This is a genomic window from Flavobacterium sp. 270, assembly GCF_004368785.1.
GTDB lineage: Bacteria > Bacteroidota > Bacteroidia > Flavobacteriales > Flavobacteriaceae > Flavobacterium.
This window is the reverse complement of the sequence record NZ_SODM01000001.1, coordinates 905676-917369: the sequence shown is the minus strand read 5'-3', so window position 1 is coordinate 917369 and position 11694 is coordinate 905676. Positions and strand designations below refer to the sequence as shown.

At 40.8% G+C, this 11694-nt stretch carries 8 protein-coding genes; all 8 read right to left on the bottom strand.

Going from position 1 to position 11694, the window contains the following annotated elements:
• Positions 1 to 20 precede the first annotated feature (20 nt).
• The 8 genes from EV144_RS03890 to EV144_RS03855 all read right to left on the bottom strand — a co-directional run bounded on the left by EV144_RS03890 (position 21) and on the right by EV144_RS03855 (position 11682).
• Complete coding sequence (locus EV144_RS03890) at positions 21 to 3302, bottom strand: CheR family methyltransferase (RefSeq protein WP_166670533.1); 3282 nt, start codon at positions 3300 to 3302, stop codon at positions 21 to 23.
• Between the two features lie 329 nt (positions 3303 to 3631).
• Positions 3632 to 4171, bottom strand: a complete 540-nt coding sequence (locus EV144_RS03885) for a sensor histidine kinase (protein WP_134146371.1) — start codon at positions 4169 to 4171, stop codon at positions 3632 to 3634.
• Between the two features lie 140 nt (positions 4172 to 4311).
• Positions 4312 to 4722 carry a hypothetical protein gene (locus EV144_RS03880; RefSeq protein ID WP_134146369.1) on the bottom strand — a complete coding sequence of 137 codons (411 nt, stop codon included), beginning with the start codon at positions 4720 to 4722 and terminating at the stop codon, positions 4312 to 4314.
• Positions 4723 to 4850: 128 nt separating this feature from the next.
• Positions 4851 to 7907, bottom strand: a complete 3057-nt coding sequence (locus EV144_RS03875; RefSeq protein ID WP_134146367.1) for a DNA polymerase III subunit alpha — start codon at positions 7905 to 7907, stop codon at positions 4851 to 4853.
• Positions 7907 to 9091 (bottom strand): DNA polymerase IV, encoded by a 1185-nt coding sequence (dinB, locus tag EV144_RS03870; protein WP_134146365.1) that lies wholly within the window; start codon positions 9089 to 9091, stop codon positions 7907 to 7909. Before dinB ends, EV144_RS03875 begins: the two co-directional genes overlap by 1 nt.
• A 397-nt stretch (positions 9092 to 9488) precedes the next feature.
• Positions 9489 to 9716: a DUF6965 family protein gene (locus EV144_RS24450; protein WP_134146363.1), complete on the bottom strand. Its 228-nt coding sequence runs from the start codon at positions 9714 to 9716 to the stop codon at positions 9489 to 9491.
• Between the two features lie 653 nt (positions 9717 to 10369).
• The gene (locus EV144_RS03860; protein WP_133525771.1) at positions 10370 to 10654 is read right to left on the bottom strand and encodes a hypothetical protein; all 285 of its coding nucleotides are present in this window, start codon (positions 10652 to 10654) and stop codon (positions 10370 to 10372) included.
• A complete protein-coding gene (locus tag EV144_RS03855) occupies positions 10654 to 11682 on the bottom strand; it encodes a hypothetical protein (RefSeq protein ID WP_134146361.1) in 1029 nt (342 codons plus the stop codon). Before EV144_RS03855 ends, EV144_RS03860 begins: the two co-directional genes overlap by 1 nt.
• Positions 11683 to 11694 lie beyond the last annotated feature (12 nt).

The window sequence follows — 11694 nt, the reverse complement described above, 5'->3', positions numbered from 1 at the left end:
CTTTCATATTTCGTGATGTCCTAATTTTTTAGATCTTGTAAGGGAAGATAAATAAACATCTTTGTTCCTTTATTGATTCTGCTTGATGCCTTTATAAAACCATGATGGTTATCTACAATTTTTTTCACAAGGGTGAGTCCAAGACCGCTGCCGCTATATTCATTGTGATTGTGCAGCCTGTAAAAAGGATTAAAAATTCTGTCCTCGTAATCTTTGCTAAAACCCATTCCATTATCACTAACGCAGATTTTGACATAAGTAATATCAGGGTTATCTACAAATTCGGCTATTTCCTCACTTGAAGGTTCTGCTGTTTCTATTCTAATTTCCGGCACAGCACCCTCTTTACTATATTTAATGGAGTTGGTCAGTAAATTGGTGAATAGCTGCTGGATTTGATGGGGTATTACCGTTAGCGCCGGAAGGGACGAAACAGAGACAACAGCATTTTTCTCTTTAATTGTTTCTTTGGTATTACTAAGGGTTTTCTTTAAAAGTAAATTTAGATCGGTCTTTTTAAATTCCTTATCCGTAAAATTAACTCTGGTATAATTGATAAGATCGGCAATTAACTGGCTCATGTTTGAAGCTGAAAACACGATACGCTCCAGGTTATGTATAGTGGATTCAGCCAGGCTTTTATCACGGTCTAAGATTTTTCTGGAAAACATCTGAATTTTACGAAGCGGTTCCTGAAGATCATGGCTGGCAGCAGCAGAAAAAATCTGCAGCTGCTCGTTGTTCTTTTGCAGTTCCTTGTTCTTAGACCTTAATTGCTCATTGGCAGCAGCTAGTTCTGTGATATCCTCAAGTGCCAGGAGAATCATTCCCTTGGGTTTGGAATCAACAATAGGGTTCGCGTTGACCATCATTGTTTTTTTGCCAATACCCGGACAGACAACATCCACTTTGTAATCTACTACCGCTTTATTTTCTGCCGGTATCTTCAGGATAAGGTCCTTAAATTCAGCAATATCCCACTGGCAGTTTCCAATTTCAAAAAAGCAGTGTCCCTCGGTTTGCGATTCTGTAGTTTGAAAGTATTTGTAAAATGCGGGATTGGCACTTTTTATTATGCCATCTTTATCAATAACAATAAGAGGCTCGCGCATAGTATTCACGATTGACTGCGCATAATTGCGCGCTGATACAAGCTGATCCTGACGGTCCATAAGCTCATCGTTTACACACATCAATTCCTCATTATTGGACTGCAGCTCCTCGGATGAAGCCTCAAGTTCTTCATTGAGGGCCTGAAGTTCCTCACCGCTGCTGAGCAGCTCCTCATTGGTGGTCTGTAATTCCTCGAGTGCCGTCTGCTGTTCCTGGGTAATGCGTTTGATATCTTCACGCATTTGGTCAAGCTCTTTTTCAAGCTCTATAATACGGTTATAATCAATATTATTTTTTATAGTTTTTTGCCCATACTGAGTCTCGGACATCAAATTCTTTTGAAAAAGAATCATAAGATAACACTCATCATTAGGAATTGTTACTATTTCAAAAGACACGCTATAATCCTGGTCTCTAACAAGGAGGTTCTCTTTACGGATAGGTTTTTTGTCTTTTTTTATTTTTGAAATGGCACCTTGAAGCATAAAGCTGATTTCCGCGCTTGCCATTTTTAGTATATTAAAATTGGACCTTCCAGCCGGCGGTGACAAAAACGGGCTTGTGTCCCCATGGAAATGTACAATCTCCAGCTGCTCATTTATGATGACACTTGACGGGGTATAGTTTGAAAGTAAAATTCCTGATGTTATTTTGTTAAAATCAGTTTGAGGGGGAACTTTAGCTATTTCCGTGATGGCTTGCTCAGCTACCTGTGCCGGTTTAAAAGCCTCAGGCACATAACGAACGGGGCTGAATTTGCGTACATGGATCTTTTCCTGTTTTGCGATGCTCTCAAACAAATTTTCTGCGCTGCTTGTGGTTTCTGATTTACCGATCAATAAAAAACCCTTTTCTTTCAGGGAATAATGAATGGAGCCCAAGGCTTTATTTTGCAGCGTCTGATCAAAATAAATCAGCACATTGCGGCATGAGACCAGATCAATCCTGGCAAAAGGAGGATCTTTTATAAAGTTATGTACCGCAAAAATGCACATATCACGAATCACTTTCTGAGCGTGATATTGGCCGTCTTTTTTAGCAAAATAATTCGCCAGTCTGGCCTCGGAGATTTGCTGGACATCCTGCGAAGAATAGATGGCGGCTCTGGCTTTTGCTATTGATTTCTCCGAAATGTCCGATGCAAAGATCTTTACGCGAATTTCACTCAGGCTATTCTCAGATAAATATTCATCAAGACATATAGCCAGTGAATAGGCTTCCTCACCTGTAGAGCATCCGGCAACCCAGATACGCAGGGTATTGTTTTGGATGTTTTGGATCAACTCAGGAAAAACCAGATGGGGCAGCGATTCAAAAAAATGCTCGTCCCTGAAAAAGTAGGTAACGGGAATCAGAAAATCATTAAATAGCAGGTCCTGCTCTTCCTTGCTGTTTCGAAGTGCATTATAGTAGTCTCCTAGGGTTTGTTTCTGTAGGATAACCATCCTTCTGGCAATGCGTCTTCTAATTGTGGGCTGCGTGTAATGGCCAAAATCATTTCCTGTTCTTAAAAAAATAAGATGGATGATCTGAACCAGGATTTGCTCTTCATCCTTAGACAAATGCTCTTCTTCGCTGTAGGCATGACTAGTGATATAACTGTTTCGGATATCAATTAATTTGGAAGGGATGGCTTCAGGCGCAAGCACAAAATCGACCGTATCAGCCTCAATGGCACTTTGGGGCATGCTTTTAAAACGTGTTGTCCCGGGATCCTGCGCGATTGTGGCGCCGCCTGCTTCCCTGATCTTTTTTAAACCGGCAGTCCCATCAAAAGCAGTGCCCGAAAGTAAAACTCCAATGGCAAAACTTTTATGTACCTGGGCAAGCGATTCAAAAAAGATATCAATAGCCTTATTTACTTTATCGCTGCGGTTTCTTTTATACAGTTTTAAAACTCCATCCACTGCAATTAGGTTATTGTTTTGCGGGATTACATAAATGTGATCAGGGACAAGATGAATTTCATTTACAATCTCCTGAACTGGAAGGGCCGTATATTTTGACAGTATTGAACTGAGATTGCTCTGAAAGTCTGAGGATAAATGCATCACGATGACATACGCCATTCCGGAATCTGCCGGTATCTTCGAGAGGAGCTTTTGATAAGCGTCAAGTCCGCCCGCAGAGGCGCCTATACCTACAACAGGAAAGTTATTTGCTGTTTTATTTGTTTCTGAATCGCTCATTATGTTTAAGTTTAAGCCCATATAATAATGCAGCATCCAATTGGAATGCCAGGGTCAAAAATTATATTAGCCAGGTTACTAAAATTAATAATGCAATTGGCGAAAGCAGATTTTAAGGTTTCTGGATAAAGGTAAATATAAGCGAAATTATTTACATTTCTTTATATTAAACTGGAATTAACTTACATAATATAAACTTTTTGTGTAAAATTTTCGGGAACGGGTGTAATAACGCGTCAATTATCTTTAATTGGCGCCTTGTATTTACGGTAGGGAAATTTCACAATATACTGATTGTTTATTATATCAAAGCAGGATGTTGTGATTTCCTAGACAGTATCTCCTGTTTGTTTTAAAGGCAGTGTAACGATAAATTCCGCGCCGATATCTTTTTGGCCTAAAGCCATTATGCTGCCGCCATGCCTTAGTGCAATTTTTCGGCATAGCGTCACGCCAAGTCCGTTCCCTTCGTACTGATCTCTGGAATGCAGTCTTTCAAAAGCATTAAATATTTTTTCATAATGATCCGGGTCAAGTCCAATGCCATTGTCCTTAATGCTTATTTCAATAAACTCCCTTTGCTTATCCTTTATAATGAGGTGAGACAGGATGACCCGCGGCGGCTGGTCTGCTTTGGAGAACTTCAGGGCATTGTGTATCAGGTTATAGAATAGCTGGTGTATCAAAATAGGTGCCCCTTGTATATCGGGAAGCGCGTCCTTGATCAGTATGGCGCCTTTTTCATTTATGATAAGTTCCAGGTCAACTTTTATGTTCTCAATAATGTCATCAAGGCTTATCTGCTCTACGGGCTGGGTTTTCTTATTCAGGGTAGAATAGGCAAGGATGCCCTCTACAATGCTTTGCATTCTCTCAGCGGACTGATCAGAGATAAATCAATTTTGAAGCTCAGTAGAATAACAATAAAACTGCGTAATACAATTTCGAACCTAGACCCGTATAATAAGTGAATAAACACTTCTAATTCTCCTTATCCCGAACAATTGTCTTATTTGAAAAATTTATATTCAGCCCCAAATTTCAATATGTTATCAGGGGTTGATTTGGTTGGGAAAAAGCGCACAATTAAAGTGTCCCCCGCTTTTTTGCTGGTAATTTCAAAACCTCTTTCTTCTACAAACCTGGAATTATTGCCTTCCCTGTCCACAATGTCTATTTTAGGGGGATTTTTTGAAACTTTAAAGATGAAATCACTATTGTCCTCAAATATAAACAGGCTTTCTTTCTTTTCGGCCTCAATATAATTGCCTGCTGTGGTATCTGATCTGATAATCTCACTGGCCCTGAATGGATTCAGGTTATAGTCTGTTTGCACCATCTTGTGGTATTTATATATTGAAGTGCAGGAGATTAAAAGTGATAGCACCACCAGGGCCGGTAATTTTTTTGTTTTGATCATTGTTATATAGTTTTCAGTTACATTTTAACGGATCGGTTCAGTCTAAATTAATACATTTCCCTTTACCTGCAGCTATTACTGCAATTATAAAAAGGTAAACGGACTGTATTTTCGGACTCAAATATGCTTCAGTTTGCCATTTTATTTCTTGGCAGATTAATTTCATGTTCCTGCGGATAGGGTGCCCTATGGGTCATGCTTACATCTTCCTTGATTTTTTCATGAGTCGTGAACTGCCGGTCATCAGCATTGGAATAGCGTGGATCGGCAATGAAAGGCATCTTGGCCATTTTGGTCACGGTAATAGTGGGGAAGTGATAATCTACTTCCACATGGCCCAGCAGCAAATAACAGCCGCCTCCCTGAAAAGGATACTCCTTAAGGCTTCCCGTGAAATGGGCCGTATCGAAGAGCTCTCCTTCGGCATCTATCCACGTGCCGAAATACATGGCGCCCATTTTGGTCGGCACGTGTTTTCTGGAGATCAGATAGGCCAACATTCGGACTGTCTTTTTATGGTGGTTTAAAAGGTCTTTGGCCATTACGTCACCCCGGAATTTTGTCTGCAGCAGATCAAAAGGGGAGCGCGATACAGGGAAACTTAAAAGCTCGATCTCATCAAAGGCATCTTCAAAGGCAGAACGTGCCAGCTCGGGCAATTCATATTCCCTGACAGGTTCCTGAATAAGCATGAGGCTTCTGTTCTCTGGCTTGAAATTTACCATGATGAGCCGGGCAATCACCAGTAATTGATTTTTTGTCTTGCCCGTAAAACGGAACGCGCCAATGAAAATCAAAATCTGAATGCCCTCAATACCGATGGGAATCCGGTTAATAAAATCCTCCAGGGATTTATACGCACCGTTTTGTTCACGTTCGGTTTGTATCAGTATTGCGATTTTGGATTCCAGGCTCTGCAGGTGCATAAAACCCAAATAAACATCCAAGCCGTAAAGGGTGGTTTCAAATTCGCTTTTGTTCACGCACGGATTGTGAATTTTAGCCCCTGACATCCTTGCTTCGTGTACATAAACTTCGGTGCGGTAAAAACCGCCCTGATTGTTTATGACCGCTACCATAAATTCGATGGGATAATGCACTTTCAGATAAAGGCTCTGGTAGCTTTCCACGGCATAAGAGGCTGAGTGGGCCTTGCAGAACGAGTATCCGGCAAAGGACTCGATCTGACGGTAAATTTCCTCGCTGAGTTTCTCAGGATGCCCCTGCGCCTTACAGGAAGCAAAAAAGTTGTCTTTCACTTTTTGAAGTGCCGCCTTGGATCTTCCTTTCCCTGACATGGCACGCCTGAGTATATCCCCGTCTGCGGCGGGAAGTCCCCCATAATGCAGGGCGATTTTGATCACGTCTTCCTGATAGACCATAATGCCATAGGTTTCTCCAAGCTGTTCCTGGAATACAGGGTGGAAATATTCGAATTGATCAGGATGGTTATGGCGGAAAATATATTCTTTCATCATTCCGCTTTGCGCAACACCCGGACGAATAATCGAGGAAGCGGCTACAAGGGTCTTGTAATTGTTGCACTTCAGGCGTCGCAAAAGTCCCCTCATGGCCGGGCTCTCAATGTAAAAACAGCCGATAGTTTTTCCTATTCCCAAATACGCATTACAGCTTGCTTCATTTTTTGACATCGAGGTATCGCGGATATTCAGGCGGATACTCCGGTTTTTCTCAATCAGCTTCACGCTGTCATCGATATGCCCGATCCCGCGCTGGCTCAGGATATCGAATTTTTCAAGGCCGATATCTTCGGCTATATGCATATCAAATAGCACAATTGGAAAACCTTTTGGGGGCATTTCAAGCGGGGTGTAATTGGTAATAGGTTCTTCGGAGATCAGGATGCCGCAGGAGTGCATGCTTCGCTGGTTGGGGTATTTTTCCAGCAGCATTCCATATTCCTGGACTTGTTTCACAACTTTATTAGTAGCATGCAGCTCCATCGGATTTTTAGCCAGCGCATCGAGTTCTTCCTTGGGAAGCCCAAAGACTTTTCCGACTTCCCGGAAAATGGAACGGTACTTAAATTCCACATTGGTGCCGCAGAAAGCCACATGATCATAACCGTAGCGTGAGAAAATGTATTCAAGAATAACATCCCTTTCCTTCCAGCTCCAGTCAATATCAAAATCCGGAGGGCTTTTACGGTTGAGGTTCAGGAACCTTTCAAAGTACAGGTCCAATTCCAAAGGACAGATATCGGTAATGCCCAGGCAGTATGCGATGATGCTGTTGGCACCGCTGCCACGCCCTATATGCAGGAAGCCCTGCGAGTTGCTGAAACGAATAATATCGGCTGTAATCAAAAAGTAGCCGCTAAATTCCAATTGCTCAATTACTTTGAGTTCCTTGAACATTCTGGATTTCGCCTCGGCATTATTTTTACCATAGCGCCATTCCAGGCCCTGCTTGGCCAGAGAGGTCAAAAGGATCATATCATCCTTTTTGCTGTTGGTGTAAAATTTCTTGTTTTTAGGCGTATCAAAATCAAATTCAAAATGGCACCGCTCAATGATCTCGCGCGTGTTGGCAATAATATGCGGATACTGCTCATAACAGTTCACTATTCTTTGCTCAGGTACCATTATTTCGGAATCTTTGCAATAATCATCCACAGAAAGCCGTGATAAAATCAGGTTCAGATCTATGGCCCTGAGTATTTTGTGCAGGTTATATTCCTTTTTGCTGCGGAAGGTCACCGGCTGGAGAACCACCATTTTTTCCTGTCTTGTTTTCCACTCCGACAAGACCAGTTTTTGGAGCTGTCCGGGACGAATTCCAATATATTCGTTTTCAGCAAGTGAGAGCGGAGCATTCTCCAGAGGATAAATTACAAAAACATCATTAAAATCAGGAGCTAAGAGAGGAAGGGAAGTTTTTTGATAATTGTAGCTTGTCAAAAAACGGTTCATCTCGGCAAGGCCAGATGCATTTTTGGCAAGGCCGATGTAGCGCAGCTCATGCTCCGAGCGAAATTCCATGCCCACCAAAGGTTTTATCCCTGCAGCATCACACCCCTTTATAAAATCGTAAATTCCAGTTACCGTGTTAATGTCGGTAAGCGCCATAGCGGTAACCCCACAGCAAGCAGCATGAGAAATCAAATCCTCAAGGGGAATAGTGCCATAGCGCAGGGAGTGGAAGGAATGACAATTGAGATACATTAGTCTGATTTGCGTTTTAAAATTTCATTTTTGGTATTGGGTTTAAAGGAGGCCCCGGCGCAGCGCATCACAGCGTCAAATCCGTACCGGGTTTTCATCCGGTCCATCGCCTGATAGAGCGCGAGCATTTCCTCGGTGTCCTGAAAAAGATCGATCTGATACGTACCGCGAACCAGCCCGCTAAAGCGCACACCAATAAGGCGAAGGCGCATCCGGCGCTGGTATAGTTTCTCAAAAAGGTCCGTTACGGTTTTGGTCAGGATGTGATCGGCAGAAGTATACTGCACCCGGCACTGTTTGGTTTCGGTATCAAAATTGGCGTAGCGTATTTTGATGGTGACAGTCGATGTCAGCCACTCTTCCGAGCGCAATTGAAAAGCCAGTTTTTCAACCATTCCCAATATTACCCTTTTTAGCCTGTCAATATCTATGGTATCCTGAGAGAAGGTATGTTCGGTTGAAATGGATTTTCTCTCCGTATAAGGCTCTACAGGATTATTGTCTATGCCATTGGCTTTCTTCCAGAGCTCCGAACCATTTTTGCCGATCATCTGCTGCAGTACCTCGCAAGGCATTTTGGAGAGCGTTTCAATGGTTCGGATCCCAATGCGTGAGAGCAGCTGGAACGTTTTGTCGCCCACCATCGGTATTTTCTGAACCGACAAGGGATTCAAAAAAGACTGCACTAAATGCTCAGGAATCTCTAAATTCTGTTTTTGTTTTCCTTCTCCTGTTCCGATTTTCGATACGGTCTTGTTAATTGAAAGGGCAAAGGTGAGGGGCAGGCCTGTTTCTTTTGTGATGGTCTGGGCAAGTTCACTCGTCCATTTGTAGCTGCCATGAAACTTGTCCATGCCGGTAATATCCAGATAAAATTCATCAATGCTTGCCTTTTCCACCACGGGGGATTTCTCCTGAATAATCTCGGTGATGTCATGGGAAAGCCGGGAATATAATTCCATATCCCCTTTCATGATTTTGGCCTGCGGGCAGAGTTTCATGGCCATGTGAATGGGCATGGCGGAGCGCACTCCAAAACGACGTGCCTCATACGAGCATGATGCCACAACACCTCTTTCACCGCCTCCAATAATAAGCGGTATTCCGTTTAATTCGGAATTTGTCAGCCTTTCGCAGGACACGAAAAACGTATTCATATCGATATGTACAATTGACCTTTCCATTCTCTTTTCTCCTTTTTATACAAGTCAAAATTAATATAGATCAGAACAATTTTAAAAATTATAATGTTACAAATGATAACAAAATTGAAAATATCTTATTTTATGGGAGGTTTCAAAACAGGTAAAAAACAAGCATTTTCCCTTTATTCAGAATTTACGGCGGATTGCAATTAGAAAAATTTACGGCAGGATTTATCCGAAAATCTTCGGGGAATCTTTTTTAAAAGAACAAAGACAACCTATTAAATAAAACTTATTCCGGCGCTTTGATTACTGTGATTGAACCGCCTCGTAAAGAGGCGGCAGCAAAATAATATAACCGGTTAAAAGTAAAAATTAGAAGGATGAAAGTGTAAGATGCATCTAAAACAGAGCTGAAATTTCAAGTTTATTCCGTTTAATCCTCGCTTTTTGTTTCCTGTGAATTTCGTCTTACAAGCATATAGAAATCTTTTAAGTGCCACCATGCCGGGCACATATCAAGGCTTCCTTTGTAATTGTTTATAGTGGAGTAGCAGCTTTTGAGAAAAACCTGCGAATCTGTGATTTTCGCCCAGGGCTTCCAGTCCACTTCGGTTGGTGGTGGCGTGGCTTCAAAATAGCGTTTTATTTCATCGGGAGTCATGGTGTAAAATTAGTCAAAAAGTATAGACAGGGCAAGGGTTGAGGGGCGTATAGTATAAAGTATTTTTCTTGTTTTGGGGTTGTTTTTTTAAACGCGTCTGATCTTCATAGTTTTGGCGCTGAAATTCACCTAAATGATATTTTCGAATATTAGGGAATCTATGGTGTTGTGAAAAATATAGATTTTTTTCTTTTTAATCTAAAAGTGAGTAGAATTCTCCACGGCCTGAATTAATCGGGTATTGGGAATTATTGGTGGAATCTAATTGGGGGTGATTAGCATCTGTAATTGTATTAATTTTTTTTTAGGAGCTTTTTCCCGCTATTCGTTTCAATCTTTTGCGCCGAACCCCGGCACAAAAGGATTTCCACTTCTATCGGGGCTAAAAAAATGCTACCGGCTGTTAGGAATACACCAATTTTTTGCTTCAGTTGAGCAATAATTATATTTAAAAAAACAAGAGCAGGAAATTCAAATTTTCTCCTAAATCAAGTCATATTCTTGCGGCTGGTGATGATTCAATAATTAATTTTGGATGCGGGCCGCTTGCAGTGATAGTTTCATAGATATATTTTTCTTAACCCTCTACATTTTATTATTTCGATAATTTCGATCTTTAAGTTTAATTTTAAAACTATGTCAGAACCTGCCTTTTAAACGAGAAAATAAATGATACTTTTTTGATTTCTGTTTTTTTTTGGGACATAGTTTATATAGCCGTAGTCATTTAAGTCTTTTATGCACCTGTGATACGTGACAGGGCCGGTTATTTTGGCTATTTTCATAATTTCATGCCTGAAGGCTTTGATAGGATTGATATTGCCTTGATTTGTTCTGAATTGAAGGAGTGCCGCAAAAATTCCAATATGGGTAATGCTGATGCGCTGGTCTTTTTCTATCGATCTAAAGAATTCCGTTAAAGGATTTAATTGTTCCATCACTGCTGTATTTTAGATTTTATTCTTCTTTGGACAGATTGTTTCGGGAATGGTGCTGCCTGGTTTTTTGATGAAGCTGTCTGGATTTTACGAAAATGCCGGTCATAGATATTCAATGATCTAAACTGCGGATTGGCCTCTATATAAATCTGATTTTCTCGTCCATTTTTAATCAGCACAGCAGATACTCTGTCACCCTGTCTTAAAGCATGTTTTAGTTTCTCCATTTCGTATGTATTAGATATCTCTTTTAAAGGAATGGACTTTAAAGTCTTTTCTAAATCATAAGCATATTCATTTCGAAATTCTTTTAAGTGATAATTGCCCGAAGCGTCTCTATCATTAAAGTCGAGCTGAAACCATGATTGGTTATGCTCTACAGAACGACCTGATAATAAATTATAAACTTCATTAAGTTTAAAATTGCGTTCCTGCCCATTTTTAAAGTAATATTCCCTGCTGCTGTCTTCTGGTGCAGAATTATTCTGCATGCTGCTTTTAAATCCATCGAGTTCAAAATGCCTTTCAGCATTTTTTGAAAACGAAAGAGTATGAGTAATCTTTTCTTTTTCATTAATGTAGTAGGATAGAGGAATGCTGAAATTTTCCTGTTCTTTGTCAATAAGATTTTTTAATTTTTCGGATAAATCAGGAAAACCGATACGCTGCACTTCCTCGTTAAGCGAATTGAAGTTTCTTTCGTCTTTTTTTGCCTCACTGCGAAGTGAAAGCTGATTTTGCGTGCTGGTGATTATTTTCCTAAGGATACGTGAAATGAGACTTGGATATAATTGTTTTGACATCCTATGGATTTCCATTTTAAGGATTTGAAGCGTATGCTGCTCCTCAACATTTTTTGAAGATTTGTATTTCGTTCTGATTCTGTCGAACTGCCGCAGTTTCTCAGCCAATAAAGATTTGTTTTCTGCCGCAGTAATTGAAAAGAGCGTATTGAAACGTTCCTCTCTTGCTTTCCATTGGCTGAATTCCATTTCTACTCTATTTACGGGAAACTGCGGGTTCATCATCTAAACTTTAAT